Source organism: Amycolatopsis sp. GA6-003, from assembly GCF_046267895.1.
Taxonomy (GTDB): domain Bacteria; phylum Actinomycetota; class Actinomycetes; order Mycobacteriales; family Pseudonocardiaceae; genus Amycolatopsis.
Genome location: NZ_CP176499.1, coordinates 4,881,653 through 4,896,094, shown reverse-complemented (window position 1 = coordinate 4,896,094; position 14,442 = coordinate 4,881,653). Strand labels below are relative to the sequence as shown.

Here is a 14,442-nt window from a genome sequence, read left to right as displayed (position 1 = left end):
CCCGTCCCCACCGGAACCGCGGCGACGAAGCCGCAGAAACGAGAGACCATGCGTTTGCGCACCTGTTTGCTCGTGCTCGCTACCGCGCTTGGCCTAGCCGGATTCGCCGGTCAAGCCGCTGCGTCCAGCGGGCCGTCCTCGACCCCGGCGATCATCGGCGGCGGTTACGCCTCGAACGCACCGTGGGCCGCGCGGCTCTTCGTGAACGGGCAGCAGAACTGCACCGCCACGATCATCGCGCCGCAGTACATCCTCACCGCGAAGCACTGCGTCGCCTCCAGCGGGACCTACACCTTCCGCATCGGCAGCCTCGACCAGAGCAGCGGCGGCACGATGGCCACCGGCGCCGCGATCACGCGCTACCCCGGTGCCGCTGACCTGGCGATCGTTCGGTTGTCCACCTCGGTGAACGCGACGTACTCGCCGCTCGGCACGTCGACCGACGTCCGCGCCGGGCAGACCGTGCAGGTGTACGGCTGGGGCGCGACGAGCCGCTGCGGTTCGGAGATCAACTGCCAGTCGCGGTACCTGAAGGTGGCCAACGTGCGGGTCACGACGCCGTCGTGCAGCGACTACGAAGGCGGCGTCGCGGTGTGCGCGACCCGGATCGACGGCATCACCGCGGGCGGCGACTCGGGCGGCCCGATGTTCGCGTCCGGACGGCAGGTCGGCGTCGCCTCGACCAGTGACCGGCAGAGCAGCACCGCCTACACCAACATCACGCGGTACCGGAGCTGGATTTCGCAGGTCGCGGGCGTCTGAGCTGGTTGCCGTCTGAATTTGTCGGTGGTCCGGCCTAGGGTTGGCAGTGCGCACCGCTTCCGTTGCGCGGAGGAGGAGAACCATGCCCGACAAGCTGATCCCGGGGCCGGACCACCCGATCACCGTTGAGCCCAACCCCGCGCGGGTGGTGGTCAAGGCAGGCGAGAGGACCGTCGCCGACACCACCCGCGCGCAGGTGCTGCGAGAGGCGAACTACCCGCCGGTGCAGTACATCCCGCTGGAGGACGTCGACCTGGCGATGCTGGCGCCCACCGAGCACCGCACCCACTGCCCGTACAAGGGCGACGCTTCGTACTACAGCCTCACCGCGGTGCCGGACGGCGAGAACGCGGTGTGGGTGTACGAGGACCCGTACGACGCGGTGGCTCCGATCAAGGGGCACGTCGCGTTCTATCCGGACCGGGTGGAGATCGAGGAGGTCGGCTGAGGGGTTCTTGGCGGGCTTTCGGGCGGTTGCTGGGCGCGGTTTTGGTCTGCCGGGTGGATCGGCAGGGTTAGGGCTGCGGGGTGGAGCCGCGGGGTTGGAGCTGCGGATTGGCTGGGCTGACGGCAGGGTTTGGGTGAGTGCCGTTCGCTTTTGCCGCTCTGGTTCCGGTCTTCTCCGTCGCGGTGGCTTGCGGTTGGTGTCGCTGCCGTCGCCGTGGCTTCCGGTCGTTGTCGCCGCCGCCGTCGTCGCCCTCGGTCGCCGGGCGGGACTCGGGAGCGGTTCTTCGGTTGGACCATGGCTGATCCGGGTTCGGTGCCGATCTAGTTCGCCGCTGCTTCGGGTTGCCGTTGCTCGGGGTCGGATGGTAGTCCGCTCTGTTGCCGTTACGGATTCGGTGGTGACCTAGTTCGCTGCCGCTGCGGGTTGCTGCTGCGCCCGGGTTGGGTGGTGCTCTGCTCTGCTGCTGTTGCAGGTCCGGTGCCGACCCCGGTTCGCTGCCGCTGCGGGTTGTTGCCGCGGCGGGGTTGGGTGGCGCTTAGCCCTGCCGCTGTTGCAGGTTCGGTGGTGACCCGGTTCGCTGCCGCTGCAAGTTGCTGCTGCGCCGGAGTTGGGTGGCGCTCCGCTCTGCTGCTGTTGTAGGTCGGGTGCTGACCCGGTTCGCTGCCGCTGCGGGTTGCTGCTGCGCCGGGTTCGATGGTGCTCAGCTCTGCTGCCGTTCCGGGGTCGGTGCTGTTCCGGCTTCGGTGGTGCTGCGGTTCGCGCTGTTCCGGCTTTGCGGCGGTTCCGGGTTGCCACTGCTCCGGGTTCGGTAGTGCTCCGGTTCGCCGCGGTTCCAGATTTGTCGCTGCGTCGGGTGCAGAGGTGATCGCGGTGTGGTGCTGGGCAGTGCTGCGGTGCGGTTCAGCGGTCGTCCTCGAGCCAGGACGCCTCCCCGGCCTGTTGCAGCGCGTTCCACAGCAGGTTGAGGGGATGGCTGTCCGGGTACGAGGACCGTTCGCCGCGCCGGGCGAACACGCCGACGAGCAGTTCGAGTTTCGGCTCGATGTCGTCGACGAGCCCGATGGTGCGCAATCCGGAGGCGGCGTGCAGACGGTTTTCGCCCGCGGCCTCGCCGAGTCCTTGGGTGACGAGCATGCAGCCGCGGATCAAACCCGAACGGAGCAGTTCGAATCCGTATTGCGCGGAGTCGATCTCGGCTACGATGTCGAGCCGGTTGCGGTAGTCCGAGCCGAACCAGCCGCGCATAAAGTCGTTGATCACACCGCCGCTGGGCACGACGAGCGGAAGCGTCGGCAATTGGCTGGTGGCAACGGTCTCGCCGGGTTTCGGAGTGTCCATATTGGTCACGATGCCGAGCCCGCTGCGCCGCCATTCGAGCACGTCGACGGAGTCGAGCGCGCTGGTCGTGACGACGCTGCCGCAGACCAGGTCCACGTCCTTGGCCAGCAGCCGGTCGATCAGGTCTTTGGTGCGCACGTGCACCACGTTCAGCTCGATGTCGCGGGCGCGGAACTGCTCGGCCACGAGATCGCCGGCGTGGGCCAGGCTGCCGAGGGTGTAGCGAGTCGCGCCGACGGTGAGCGTTCCGCCAAGTTCGCGACGGCATTCGTGAATAGTGTCCAGCCATTCGGTGAGAGTACGGCGAGCTTGTTGTGCGACGGCGCGTCCGGTGTCGGTAAAAAGAACGTCGCGACCGCGCCCTTGGCGGTGCAACAATGGTTCTCCGCACAATTCGGAAAAATTGCGGTTGAGAGTGTCGAGTTGTTTTTGCACACTGGACTGGTCGCGGCCGAGCGTGCGGGCGGCGGCGAGGGCGGTTCCGGTTTCCGCGACCGTGATCAGCGTGCGCAACTGGTCGAACGTCGTGTCGAGCAGTGCAGGCGAGGAGCGCAGGAGCCTGCTGAGCACGTTGAACGACGGCGACCGGAACGGGCTGGGTGCGGACATCTGGCAGGACTCGCCTTCTGCGTTCGCTTCTCGGACGACGGAGAGCCTAACCCGGCCTTCCTGATCTCGCGGCCAGTTAAAAAAATCTGCAGATAATATCGGCGAACCAGTGGACGGCGCAAGCAGTCGGCGGGAAACTCCGTGACGCTTGATTCGATTGCTGATCCAAGGAGTTCGACAGAAGTGAGTTCGTACAGTTCCCCCGGCGAGCGGCGCTCCCGCACCCTGACCATCGGCGGGGGGCTGGGATTGGTCGGCGCGCTCAGCGGACTGCTGTGGGGCGTGATGGTGCTGGTGCGAGGCGAGGGCTTGATCCGCCCAGCCGTGCAGGAATACCTGCAGGCCGAAGGCAGGGACCTGGCCAAGAGCGGCCTGCTGACGGTCGACGATCTGACCGGAATCGCCATGCCGTCGTTCAACGGCCGCGCGGCGATCTGGCTGGTCATCAGCCTGGTGACCCTGGTGTCGGCGGCGATGGTGCTCGCCGCGCACAACTGGGCCAGGGTGGTGCTGACGGTATTCGCGGTCTTCGGCATCGGCCTGGGCCTGCGTGATCTCATCGACCTGAACCCGGCGCTGTTGAACGCCTTCGACGCTCTCGCAGTGCTGACCTTGCTCGCGGTACTGGTGGTGCAGTGGCTGCCCGGAGCCAACCGAGCGGTACGGGCACGGAAGAACGCGGTTTTCGCCCGGAAAGCCGCAGCGCTCGCGGTCTGATGTTCTCTTTCAGGGGACGCGGTGTTTTGCGGGCGGCACGTCTGAGGGGTCGTGCCGCTCGGAAGCCCGCATGCCGAGCCGCGCCGGAGGACGACTGTGTTGGGGCAGTCCCGGAGGGCGGCGCGGCAGTGTGGTGAGGGGAGGTTGTCTGCGAGGCGTTGCGGGAGGGGCGGCGTCTCGGAGGTGGTCAGTTCGACGGGCGGCTGCCTTGGCCGACGTTCTTCCGGGGACGTCCGCGTGTGCTTGGCCCGGGCCTGCTGGATGGGCGGATGACGGCTGATGTCCTTGAGGGATGGCTGCCTTGAGCGGGGTGTCCGTGTGTGGGTGGGGTTGGCCGGGGTTCTTGCTGGGACGTGCGTGGGTGGATCGGCCCGTTCGAGGGGCGCAGGTTGGTGATGGGCGAAGCCGTTGAGGGGCGGCTGCCTTGAGCGGGGGGGGGGGGGGGTCTGTGTGTGGGTCGGGGTGGCCGAGGTTCTATGCCGGGCCGTGCGTGCGTGAATCGATCCGTTCGAGGGGCGCTTGCCGTGAGCGATGGTGCTTGAGGGGCGAGCGTGGGGTGTTAGCCGACGTTCCTTCAGGGACGCCCGCGCGTGCGGAACCGGCCGTTCGAGGAGCGGGGGGATGGCCGGTGGCGTTGAGGGTGGCTGCCTTGGGCGGTAGTGCTTGAGGCGGGGCGAGGGTGGGGTTGGCCAACGTTCCTCCGGGGACGCTCGCGCGTGCGGGAGCCGGTCGTTCGAGGAGCGGGGATGGCCGGTGGCTGCCTTGGGCGATGGTGCTTGAGGTGGGGTGCTGGCCAACGCTGCGTCAGGGGCGTGCTTGGGCCCGGTTCGGTTGAGGGGAGCGGGTCTCGGTGATGGCCAACGTCCATGCGGCGACGGTCGATCGAGCGATGGCGTCTTGCTCCAGATCCGTTTGAGGGGACGGATGCTGACAAGCGCTAACGCTACTGAGCGGTCAGTCGCGTGATTCGACCGGGCTTGTCGGGGGAATGTCGTCGAAGGGGCGGCGTTCGAGGGGGCAGGCCGTGGAGGCAGCGCTTGAGGGGAGCGTTGCCGGAGGGGTGTTTCCACGCGAGGGGGAGTTCCGCCTCGCCGCTTGGTCGGCGGCGAGGCGGGACCGGGACACCGGGTCACCCGGGGCCCGCGGCAGCCGACCAGTCACCATGCGCATCGCACGCCGGTGAGCGCCGGGAGAGTCGGTCCGGCCTCAGATTCGGAGTTACGCTCCGAGCGTCGGCGGCGTCGGACGCATGCCGGTTTCCGGGTCGACGGCAAGGCCATCATCGGCGAAGAGATCTACATCTAAAACGTACTTCCGTTCATGCTCCTCGTCTTCTTCATTCTTGCCACGTTGCCCTCCGGGCGCTGCGGCTCCGGGCAGGCCTTTCCCGCCGGGGGCACCACGTTCCGCGGTGGTTCGGGAAGCCGGGCCTTCGCTGGTGCCTGCTCCGGAGCGAGGGCCTGCCTCGCCGCCGAGTCGGCCGGAACTGCCGCCGGGTTTGCCGGAGCCGGAGCCGGAGCCGGAGCCGGAGCGTCCGGAACCGCCTTCGGTGCCTGAGCGTCCGCTGCCTGGTTGTCCGGTGCTGATGCGTCCGGGACCGCCGCCGAGGCGTTCTGAGATGCTGCCTGGGCGTCCGTCGAGGGGGCTCGTGATCGGTGTGATGCCGAATTCGTTCAGCGGGCCGGGCGCGGAGGGGGTCCTCGTTCCACCGTGCCACGGAGGGGCCACGTTTGGTCCCGGGGCGGGTGGAGTGTAGCCGGAGGTGCTCGTGTGGTCGCTTCCGTTGCCAGGCAGGGTGTTCGGGGTTGAGGACGGGGTGCCAGGTGGGGTGTTCGGGGTCGATGCGGGGGTGTTCTGGTGGACAGCGCCCGGAGTGAAGGTCGAGCCGGTCCCGTCCGGTGAATGGTGCTGGTCGCTGGGAGCGGCCGGTCCGGGGTCGGAGGAGGGATGCTGCTGAATGGTCACGTCGCCGCCGTCGTAAGCGCCGATTTTGCCGTAATCGACCTTCAGCTGTTGCGTGTTACCCTGGCTGTCTGAGGTAAACTTTTCGTACGTATCAAGGTTTTTCTGCTGCGCGCTGTCGTGCTCGATGAGCTGGGACATGACGTCCGCGTTCATCAGGCCGATCGCCGGCGTCGGGCTGCCCGTGGGCGCGGGCGGGATCGGCGTGAGCTGATTCCGCAGGTTCTCGTGCAGGGCGATGCCGGTGGCGTGGGTGTTTTCGTTGGCCGCGAAGGCTTGGTGCGCGTCGATCGCCGAAGCGCGCACCGTGCGCAGCCGTTCGGTGACGAGGTCTGCGCCTTGGCCGGTCCAGGAAGACTCGAGTTTCGTCAGCGTTCCGGAGAGGTCCTGGCTGATCGCTTCCAGTTCGCTGGCCACCTCGCGTGCGTAAGTCGCGCCCGTGTGCCAGCTGCTGGGGTCCGAGGCCTGCACCTCCTTGACGATGTCCTCGATCGGCACCGTCAGTTCCTGATGCTGGTCCAGGTACTGCTTGATCGGCTCCCAGAACTTCATGTCACCGGCCGGCTTTCTGCTTCAGCGTGGTGAGGACGTTGTCCGCGACGGAGACCGCGAGCGGGCACGGATCGATTTTGTTGATCTTGGTCTCGCCGGGCGCGGCCTCGACCATGAAGGAGAGCTGGTCGGTGACTCCGACGTTGACATCGCAGGAGTTCGTGATGGGCCCGGGCTGGGTGCTGTAGGCGACGGCGGGGAAACCCTGGATGGGCGGGAGCACGTCGAAGCGTTTCATCTGCGGCCGGACGTTGGCGTAGACGTTGCTGAGGCCGTCGTTGTCCTTGCCGAAGAAGGACAATCCGATCCTGGCGTGGGTGTCCGGGCTGATCCAGTCACAGCTGGGGACCGCGGAATTGTCCGGTTTCCCGGGCACCGCCGAGCCGAGCTGGAACGTGAGCTGCTCCGGGGTGAGCGCTTGGCAGGGACCGTCGGAGAACACCGTGTCGGGGAGCGGGTTTTCGACCTTCGGCGCGCCGCCGTAGGGCAGCGGCTGGTTCGACGGCGCGGTGGCCGGCGCCGAAGTGGTCGCGGTGCCGTTGGTGGGCGTTGAACAGCCCGCGGCCAGTACGGCGAGGGCGAGCACTCCGACGATCGTGCGCGGGTTCATCCGAAGTTTCCTCGAGAGCCGGTGCCGGGATGGGTTTTCTCGACGGCTGCCGCCTGGTCCTGGTCGCTCTGGCCGATCGCGGCCAGCGCTTTCCGGATCCGGTCGATCAGCTCGGTGACATAAGTCAGCTGCAAGTCGATGTGCCCGCCGCCATAGGAGAAAGCGCCTAATTTTCCGCTGCCGTCGCCGACCATGGCGACGTGCATCGCCAGCGTCGAAGGGTCTTTCGACGGCGGCTTCATGCTGCACAGGGTGGAAACCTTGCGTTTCATTACTCCCAACCTGTCCTGATAGCCGCGCAACTCCTCGAGAAGCTGCTTGGCCACGTCGATGTCCAGCGAAAACCCGTTCTTCGCGGGCTCGGGACCGGCAGGGTGCAAGATCGAGAACTCGACGTCCTCCCACACGCGAAGCCCTCCCCATGCTCGGTGTCAGCAAATGCAGACAGCTAACAAAGTAGCTGATCACTCACTGCCTGTGTGACGTTCTCCGAAATGCGGAAGTCGGCTAGACATTAATGCTCTAGTCGCAATTTCTATGCCAATCGGAAAATGTGCAGTTCAGGCCGAAAATGCCGGACCGCGGCCCGGTGGAGGTCGGGCAGCAGGGGGACGGAGCTGGCGGTCAACGGCACCGCGTCACAGCTCTAGGAAAGCGCCCGTTTCCACACTTCGGCAGCACAACGGCACAGTTCGGCCGGCTCCACCGCGGCTGGATCGAGTAGGCACTGCAGGGCGATGCCGCGGAGTTGTCCGACGATGGCCACGGCGATCTGCTCCGGGTCGACGTCGGCGCGGATGGTGCCCTCGGTGATGCCCGCGCGGATCTCCTCGCGCAGGTCGTCTCGGAAGGACTGGTCGCGTTCGCGGAAGATCGGGGCCAGTTCCGGGGTGGTCATCGATTCCGCCCACAGCACCAGGAACGCCCGGCTTCGCACGTCCGGTTCGCTGAGCTGGGCGAGGTAGCCGTCGATCAGCCGCAGCAGCCGGTCCAGGCCGGGTGGCAGGTCGGCCAGGCCGGGGACGAAATCGGTCTGCGTGGTGCGGGCGAGTTGTTCCAGCAGTGCCTTTTTCCCGCCGAAGTGGTGGGTGACCAGGCCGCGGCTGTACCCGGCCCGCTCGCCGACGCGCGCCAGGGTCACGGCGCGCACGCCTTCCTCGACGACCAGCTCGGCGGCGGCTTCGAGCAGCGCGGCCGACGCCTGGTCGCGGCGTTCCTGTTGCGTGCGGCGGGGCCTGGTCACGGGCAGAAACCCTACAACATACTTGCCAGCCGACAAGCAAGTATGCGTAGAGTTGGGTGCGACGAGAGGGAGGAAGCCCGATGACCGCAGTGTTCGTCCACGGCAATCCGGAAATCGCTGCCGTGTGGGAGCGGCTGCTCGCCGAGCTGGGCGACCGGCCGGTCGGCTGCCTGTCGCCGCCCGGATTCGGCGCGCCGCTGCCGGAGGGGTTCGGTGCGACGGCGCTCGAGTACCGCGACTGGCTGATCGCCGAGCTGGAGAAGTTCCCCGAACCGGTCGACCTGGTCGGCCACGACTGGGGCGGCGCGCACGTGCTCAACGCCGTCATGGCCCGCCCGGAACTGGTGCGCAGCTGGGTCAGCGACACCGCGGGCGCGTTCCACCCGGATTACGTCTGGCACGACCTCGCGCAGGGATGGCAGAAACCGGGCGTCGGCGAGGAATCCGTCGCGGCGATGTTCGGCGCGCCGGTGGAAAAACGGGCTGAACGCCTGGTGCTCGGCGGAATGCACGAGTCGGTGGCCGCCAAGGTCGCCGAGGGGATGAACGACGACATGGCCCGCGCGGTGCTCCCGCTCTACCGGTCCGCGGCGCAGCCGGCGATCGCGGAGTTCGGCCGGGATCTCGAACGCGCCGCGGAGCGGCCGGGGCTCGTCGTGCTGGCGACCGAGGACCATTTCGTCGGAACGGACGAGCAGCGCCGCCGCTCGGCGGAGCGGGCCGGCGCGAAGGTCGCGGTGCTGGAGGGCCTCGGGCACTGGTGGATGACGCAGGATCCGGTCCAGGGTGCGCGGATCCTCACGGAATTCTGGTCCGAATAGGACAGTTCAGGCCCGCGCGGCGAGACGGAACACCCGGCTGATCCGCCGGTGCGGATCTCGTCGCGCGGCCTCCGTCAGCGCGTCGATCATCGGCACGCGTACATCGGCACACGTACATCAGCACCGCGTCGAACTTCGGTCTCCATGCCGTTCATGGTGCGCCGGATCGAATGTGACGCGCGTCACATAACCCCCATGTCCAGAACCCGCCCGCTCCTCCGACCACTCCCCGAAAGACCCGAAACCGCGAGGAGCAAGACGATGAAGTTCCTGATCAGCCTGCACATCAACCAGTCCGTCCTCGACGCGCTCACCGACGAGGAGAAGGAAGCCCTCGGCAACGGCGTCAGCGCGTTCATGGAGTCGACGAAGAAGTCCGGCGAGCTGGTCGCCGCCCAGGCGCTCGCCGATCCGTCGCAGGCCGCGGTGGTGTCGGTGCGCAATGGGCAGCCGGTGGTGACCGACGGGCCGTTCCTCGAGGCCAAGGAGTTCCTCGGCGGCTACTACCTGCTCGACGTCGAGAGCAAGGAGCGTGCGATCGAGCTGGCCGCGCAGGTCCCGGACGCCGCGATCGAGGGGCTCGGCGTCGAGGTGCGCCAGGTGATGTTCTCGGAAGGGCAACTGGACGCGTGACCGCCCGCTCCGTCGAGGACCTGCTGCGCGAACTCGTGCCGCAGGTTCTCGGCGTGCTGGTGCGCCGGTACGGCCAGTTCGAGGGCTGCGAGGACGCGGTGCAGGAAGCCGTCCTCGCGGCTTCTCAGCAATGGCCGATCGAAGGCGTGCCGGACAATCCGCGCGGCTGGCTGTCGACGGTCGCGTCCCGGCGTTATGTCGACCAGGTGCGCAGCGACCAGGCGCGCCGCGAGCGGGAGCTGGCGAACGCCACCGAGTCCGCGCCCGACGTGCCGGACACCGACGACACGCTGCTCCTGCTCTTCCTGTGCTGCCATCCGGCCTTGACTCCGGCGTCACAGACCGCGTTGACCCTGCGTGCGGTCGGCGGTCTGACCACGGCGGAGATCGCGCGCGCGTTTTTGGTGCCGGAGGGCACGATGGCTGCCCGCATCAGCCGGGCCAAGCAGCGGATCAAGGCGGCGGGCAGTTCGTTCCCGGGTTCGGCCGGACCGGAGCGGCTGAGTGTCGTGCTGCAGGTGCTGTACCTGATTTTCAACGAGGGCTACACCGCGTCGTCCGGCAGCGATTTGCATCGCGCCGACCTGGCGTACGAGGCGATTCGCCTGGCCAGAATGGTGCACGCGCGGCTGCCGGACGACAGCGAGGTGACCGGCTTGCTCGCGTTGATGCTGCTGACGCACGCTCGCCGAACGGCCCGCACGACACCGTCCGGTGACCTGGTTCCGCTGGCGGATCAGGACCGTTCGACGTGGGACCGCGCGATGCTCGACGAGGGCACTGAGCTGGCGAAAGCCTCGCTGGGCGGTCCGGAGCTGGGTCCGTATCAGCTGCAGGCCGCGATCGCCGCGACGCACGCCGACGCGGCGACCGCGGACGAGACCAACTGGCGGCAGGTGCACGCGCTTTACCTGATCCTGGAACGGATCGCGCCCAATCCGATGGTCACGCTGAACCGCGCGATCGCGCTCGCCGAGACCGACGGGCCGCGCGCCGGGCTCGCGCTGTTGTCCACATTGGACAGCGAGGAGCGGATGGCGCGGCATCACCGGTTGCTGTCGGTGCGGGCGCATTTGCTGGAGAAAGCCGGGGATTTGGCTGGCGCGTACGACAACTACCGGCTCGCCGTCAAGGCGACGGCGAGTATCGCGGAGCGGCGTTTCCTGACGGCCCGGGCCAGCCGGGTGAGGCCGCGTCCGTAACGGCTTCCTTGGCGCCCCGCGGAAAGTCAGAGTTCGGTGAGCTGATCTGTCGCGTGCTGATAGGCGTCGGCGGCCCGGGCGAAGTAGTCGAACAGGACCGCCACCTCCTCCGGCCGGTAACCGCGCAGGATCTCGCCGATGCTGGCGCGAGCCGGGGCGAGCGCCTTGTCCAAGCCTTCGGGCTGGTGAAGCGGCTGGACGACGACCTTGCGCCGGTCGCCGGGGTCCGGAGCGCGGCGGACGTAGCCGCCCTCTTCGAGGCGGTCGACCAGGCGGGTGGTCGGACCGGTGGTCAGACCGGCCATGCGGCCCAGCTCGCTCGGGGTCATCGCGCCGTGCAGCTCCAGGATGTTCAGCGCGTACAGGTCGGTCGCTCCCAGCCCCACGGCCCGCGCGCTGGCCTGGGCATGCAGCAGCACCGCGCTCAAGTAGCGCCGGTAGACCGCCGACGGATCCTCGGCTGTTGACATCCCGCCTCCCTTCCCATAATCTCTTCCTCAACGAAGAGAAATCTCCAGAGCAGTTACTTCTCTGGAGAAGATACCATGGGAGACATCATGAACGCACTGGACACCGACGTCGCTGCCATCGCCGCCGTGCTGGATCGGCTGGTCGCCGCCTGGGATAGCGGGGACGGCGCCGCGTACGCCGCGGAGTTCACGTCCGACGCCACCTACATCACCTATGTCGGCACCCTCTACCAGGGCGCGGACGAGATCGGCCGCGCGCACCAAGCGCTCTTCGACAGCTTCCTCAAGGGCACGCGGCTGTTTCACGAGGTGCAGAGCATTCGCCACGTCGGATCCGATTCGGCGCTCGTCGTCACCCGGGGCGCGACCGGCAAGGGCACGAAGCCCGCTCAGCTGGACAAGGTCCAGACCTACAGCCTGGTCCGCACCGGGGCCGGGTGGAAGGTCGCTGCCTTCCAGAACACGAAGCGCAAGCCGTTGCTGGAGGCGGTGTCTTTCAAGTTCCAGCCGGCGAGCAAGCCGGCCGTCGGCTGATCTGGGGAGTGTCATGTCTTCGCTCGCTGTCGTCGCCGCGACCGGGCGCACCGGCCGGCTCGTGGTCGAACGCGCGTTGGCCGCCGGGCACGAGGTGACCGCCATCGCCCGCGAGCCGGGGAACCTCGGCCTCGAGCATCCGCGGCTCACCAGCCGCGCCGCCGACGCACTCGATCCGGAGTCGCTGCGCGGGGCACTGGCCGGGCACGAGGCGGTGGTTTCCGCGCTCGGCTCGACCGGCCGTGGTCCCACCACCGTCTACTCCGCCGGGACCGCCAGCATCGTCTCGGCGTTGCCGCCCGGCGCGCGGCTGGTGGCGATCTCCTCCGCCGGTCTCGCGACGCCGCCGGACGCCGGGCCGGGCGCGCGGGCGGTCAGCCGGATTCTGCGCTGGGTGCTGCGGCATCCGTACGCGGACATGGCGCGGATGGAGAAGTTGCTGGCTCACTCCGGGCTCGCGTGGACCGCGGTGCGGCCGAGCGGATTGACCGACCGGCCGGGGACGGGCCGTCCCCGTGTTTCCGTCGGCTCCGCCGAACGGCTCGGCCCGCGCACGGCTCGGGCCGATTTGGCCGCCTACGTGGTGGATCACCTCGCCGATCCGCGGATTTTCGGCCGGGTGGTCGCGATCTCGTCGTAGCGGGTAGCTTCGCGGGGTGTCCCGTACGGTGCCTGCCGAGGTCATGCGCGTCTCGATCGTGGACCGGCTCTTCGCCCGCGCCGGCGACGAACGGCCGTTGTTCACCCAGCAAGACCACCAGCGCGGCGTCGAGCACACCCTCACGTGGGCGGAGTTCGCCGCCAAAGTCCGGACCGTGGCCGGACAATTGCGCCGGATCGCCGAGCCAGGCGAGCGTGTCGCGATCCTCGCCGGACAGGAACTTGCTTACCCGCTGGCGTTTTTCGGCGCCCTCGCCGCCGGGATGGTCGCCGTTCCGCTGATGCTGCCGGGCAACCGCGCGCAGGCCGACCGGCTCGATGGGGTCCTCGCCGACTCCGGCGCGCGGGTGTGGGCGACGTCGTCCGCTGTCGCGGCGAAGGTGCGCGAGTTCGGCGATCCCGGAGACCTCGTGGTGGTCGACGAGTTGTCCGGACCAGGCATCGATCCGGTTCACGTGGATCCGGAAAGCCCGGCTTATCTGCAGTACACGTCGGGGTCGACGCGCGAACCGGCGGGCGCGGTGATCCCGCACCGGGCGATCGTCGCGTCCTGCTGGCAGGCCAGCCAGGCCTACGCCTCCGACGAGCAGACCACCTGCGCGGGCTGGATTCCGTTCTTCCACGACATGGGCCTGATCCAGCTGCTGTGCCTGCCGGTTTACGTCGGCGGCCGGTCGGTGTTCATGTCGCCGGCGGAGTTCGTGCACCGGCCGCGGCGGTGGCTGCGCCAGCTCTCGGACTATCCGGCCGTCTTCACCGCGGCCCCGAATTTCGCCTACGACCTCGCCGCCGACGTCGGCGGCGAGGAGGGCCTCGACCTCTCGGACGTCCGGGTCGCGCTCAACGGAGCCGAGCCCGTCCGGCCGCGCACGGTCGAGCGGTTCCACGAGGTGTTCGGCCGGTACGGGTTTCGCGCGGAGGCGCATCGGCCGTCGTACGGGCTGGCCGAGGCCACCGTGTACGTCGCGAGCGCCGGAGAAGAAGGGCCGCGCGGCGCGGTGCTCGACCGGGAAGCCCTTGCCCAGGGCCGTGCCGTCGAAACGCCGGACGGACAGCCGGTCATGTCGGTGGGGCGGCCGGTCGGGCAGCTCGTCCGGATCGTCCACGACGGACGCGAGCAGCCCGAGGGCGAGGTCGGCGAGATCTGGGTGCACGGGCCGAACGTCGCGTCCGGCTACTGGGGACGCGGCGACGCGGAAGCGTTCGGCGGAGTCCTCGACGGGCTCGAAGGCTGGCTGCGCACCGGCGACCTCGGGGTTTTCCACCGCGGCGACCTTTACGTCACCGGCAGGCTCAAGGACCTGATCGTCGTCGACGGCCGCAATTTCCACCCGCAGGACCTCGAGGCGGCGGCAGGCGAGGCGCATCCGGCGATCCGCCGCGACCGGGTCGCCGCGTTCGGCGTCGCCGACGAACGGGGCGAGGGCGCGATGGTGGTCGCGGAATGGGCCCGCGGCGCGGAAGCCGAGGTCAAGGACGTGACCCGGGCGGTCCTGCGAGCGGTGTCGAGGGAGCACGACCTCACGCTCCGCGCGGTACACCTGGTCCCTTCTGGCGGACTTCCGCGCACTTCCAGCGGAAAGGTCGCCCGGTCGGCCGCCAAGGCGCGTTACGGTGGCGTGCGTGGGTGATCACTGCGCCGAGGTCACGAAGGTCGTCAGCGACACCTTCCGGCTCGACCCGGCCCTCGTCGTGCCCGACGCTCCGCTGGAGGAGCTCGGCATCGACTCGAAGGGCCGGATCCGGCTTCTCGCGGCGCTGGAGATCTACTACGACGTGTCGATCGATCTGGACGAGCTCGATCGGTTCACCGACGTGGAATCCGTGGCGGACGTGCTCGCGGAGGCCCTGGCAACAAGCCGAGCTGAGGAGAAGCACTGA

General features: G+C 68.6%; 16 protein-coding genes. 10 read left to right on the top strand and 6 right to left on the bottom strand.

Annotated elements, in window-relative coordinates; genetic code table 11:
* Nucleotides 1-48: 48 nt before the first annotated feature.
* Together F9C12_RS21890 and F9C12_RS21885 are read left to right on the top strand one after the other, a co-directional pair.
* A complete protein-coding gene (locus tag F9C12_RS21890) occupies nt 49-762 on the top strand; it encodes a S1 family peptidase (protein ID WP_409183753.1) in 714 nt (237 codons plus the stop codon).
* 82 nt (nt 763-844) lie between these two features.
* Nucleotides 845-1,210: a DUF427 domain-containing protein gene (locus F9C12_RS21885; protein WP_409461679.1), complete on the top strand. Its 366-nt coding sequence runs from the start codon at nt 845-847 to the stop codon at nt 1,208-1,210.
* A gap of 900 nt (nt 1,211-2,110) precedes the next feature.
* Here F9C12_RS21885 and F9C12_RS21880 read toward each other — a convergent pair.
* The gene (locus F9C12_RS21880) at nt 2,111-3,157 is read right to left on the bottom strand and encodes a LysR family transcriptional regulator (protein ID WP_409183751.1); all 1,047 of its coding nucleotides are present in this window, start codon (nt 3,155-3,157) and stop codon (nt 2,111-2,113) included.
* 183 nt (nt 3,158-3,340) lie between these two features.
* Between F9C12_RS21880 and F9C12_RS21875 the strand changes: the two genes are divergently transcribed.
* Nucleotides 3,341-3,874, top strand: a complete 534-nt coding sequence (locus tag F9C12_RS21875; RefSeq protein WP_409461678.1) for a hypothetical protein — start codon at nt 3,341-3,343, stop codon at nt 3,872-3,874.
* 1,218 nt (nt 3,875-5,092) lie between these two features.
* Here F9C12_RS21875 and F9C12_RS21870 read toward each other — a convergent pair.
* From F9C12_RS21870 to F9C12_RS21855, 4 genes are all read right to left on the bottom strand, one after another.
* A complete protein-coding gene (locus F9C12_RS21870; RefSeq protein WP_409461677.1) occupies nt 5,093-6,388 on the bottom strand; it encodes a WXG100 family type VII secretion target in 1,296 nt (431 codons plus the stop codon).
* A gap of 1 nt (nt 6,389) precedes the next feature.
* A complete protein-coding gene (locus F9C12_RS21865) occupies nt 6,390-6,998 on the bottom strand; it encodes a DUF3558 domain-containing protein (RefSeq protein WP_409461676.1) in 609 nt (202 codons plus the stop codon).
* Nucleotides 6,995-7,405 (bottom strand): hypothetical protein, encoded by a 411-nt coding sequence (locus F9C12_RS21860; protein ID WP_409461675.1) that lies wholly within the window; start codon nt 7,403-7,405, stop codon nt 6,995-6,997. The genes F9C12_RS21865 and F9C12_RS21860 overlap by 4 nt, the downstream gene beginning before the upstream one ends.
* Nucleotides 7,406-7,644: 239 nt before the next feature.
* Entirely contained in the window at nt 7,645-8,241 is a 597-nt protein-coding gene (locus F9C12_RS21855) for a TetR/AcrR family transcriptional regulator (RefSeq protein ID WP_409461674.1), read from the bottom strand.
* 80 nt (nt 8,242-8,321) lie between these two features.
* On the opposite strand from F9C12_RS21855, the gene F9C12_RS21850 reads away from it, so the two are divergent.
* From F9C12_RS21850 to F9C12_RS21840, 3 genes are all read left to right on the top strand, one after another.
* Nucleotides 8,322-9,062, top strand: coding sequence for an alpha/beta fold hydrolase (locus tag F9C12_RS21850; protein ID WP_409461673.1), 741 nt, complete (start codon nt 8,322-8,324; stop codon nt 9,060-9,062).
* Between the two features lie 261 nt (nt 9,063-9,323).
* Entirely contained in the window at nt 9,324-9,695 is a 372-nt protein-coding gene (locus F9C12_RS21845) for a YciI family protein (RefSeq protein WP_409461672.1), read from the top strand.
* Nucleotides 9,692-10,897, top strand: a complete 1,206-nt coding sequence (locus F9C12_RS21840; protein WP_409461671.1) for an RNA polymerase sigma factor — start codon at nt 9,692-9,694, stop codon at nt 10,895-10,897. The genes F9C12_RS21845 and F9C12_RS21840 overlap by 4 nt, the downstream gene beginning before the upstream one ends.
* Before the next feature lie 26 nt (nt 10,898-10,923).
* On the opposite strand, the gene F9C12_RS21835 is transcribed toward F9C12_RS21840, so the two are convergent.
* Nucleotides 10,924-11,367, bottom strand: coding sequence for a MarR family winged helix-turn-helix transcriptional regulator (locus F9C12_RS21835; protein ID WP_409461670.1), 444 nt, complete (start codon nt 11,365-11,367; stop codon nt 10,924-10,926).
* 75 nt (nt 11,368-11,442) lie between these two features.
* Between F9C12_RS21835 and F9C12_RS21830 the strand changes: the two genes are divergently transcribed.
* From F9C12_RS21830 to F9C12_RS21815, 4 genes are read left to right on the top strand one after another with little or no spacing between them, the layout of a single operon-like run.
* Nucleotides 11,443-11,901, top strand: coding sequence for an SgcJ/EcaC family oxidoreductase (locus tag F9C12_RS21830; protein WP_409461669.1), 459 nt, complete (start codon nt 11,443-11,445; stop codon nt 11,899-11,901).
* Between the two features lie 13 nt (nt 11,902-11,914).
* Nucleotides 11,915-12,541 carry an NAD(P)-dependent oxidoreductase gene (locus F9C12_RS21825; RefSeq protein WP_409461668.1) on the top strand — a complete coding sequence of 209 codons (627 nt, stop codon included), beginning with the start codon at nt 11,915-11,917 and terminating at the stop codon, nt 12,539-12,541.
* 43 nt (nt 12,542-12,584) lie between these two features.
* A complete protein-coding gene (locus tag F9C12_RS21820) occupies nt 12,585-14,192 on the top strand; it encodes a fatty acyl-AMP ligase (RefSeq protein ID WP_409467051.1) in 1,608 nt (535 codons plus the stop codon).
* A complete protein-coding gene (locus F9C12_RS21815) occupies nt 14,185-14,442 on the top strand; it encodes an acyl carrier protein (protein WP_344287866.1) in 258 nt (85 codons plus the stop codon). The genes F9C12_RS21820 and F9C12_RS21815 overlap by 8 nt, the downstream gene beginning before the upstream one ends.

Bases quoted from the DNA above. Each gene is read 5' to 3' on its own strand.
- F9C12_RS21890 (WP_409183753.1), top strand. From the start codon at position 49: ATGCGTTTGCGCACCTGTTTGCTCGTGCTCGCTACCGCGCTTGGCCTA.
- F9C12_RS21865 (WP_409461676.1), bottom strand. From the start codon at position 6,998: ATGAACCCGCGCACGATCGTCGGAGTGCTCGCCCTCGCCGTACTGGCC.
- F9C12_RS21850 (WP_409461673.1), top strand. From the start codon at position 8,322: ATGACCGCAGTGTTCGTCCACGGCAATCCGGAAATCGCTGCCGTGTGG.
- F9C12_RS21825 (WP_409461668.1), top strand. From the start codon at position 11,915: ATGTCTTCGCTCGCTGTCGTCGCCGCGACCGGGCGCACCGGCCGGCTC.
- F9C12_RS21880 (WP_409183751.1), bottom strand. From the start codon at position 3,157: ATGTCCGCACCCAGCCCGTTCCGGTCGCCGTCGTTCAACGTGCTCAGC.
- F9C12_RS21870 (WP_409461677.1), bottom strand. From the start codon at position 6,388: ATGAAGTTCTGGGAGCCGATCAAGCAGTACCTGGACCAGCATCAGGAA.
- F9C12_RS21820 (WP_409467051.1), top strand. From the start codon at position 12,585: ATGCGCGTCTCGATCGTGGACCGGCTCTTCGCCCGCGCCGGCGACGAA.
- F9C12_RS21845 (WP_409461672.1), top strand. From the start codon at position 9,324: ATGAAGTTCCTGATCAGCCTGCACATCAACCAGTCCGTCCTCGACGCG.
- F9C12_RS21835 (WP_409461670.1), bottom strand. From the start codon at position 11,367: ATGTCAACAGCCGAGGATCCGTCGGCGGTCTACCGGCGCTACTTGAGC.
- F9C12_RS21885 (WP_409461679.1), top strand. From the start codon at position 845: ATGCCCGACAAGCTGATCCCGGGGCCGGACCACCCGATCACCGTTGAG.
- F9C12_RS21830 (WP_409461669.1), top strand. From the start codon at position 11,443: ATGGGAGACATCATGAACGCACTGGACACCGACGTCGCTGCCATCGCC.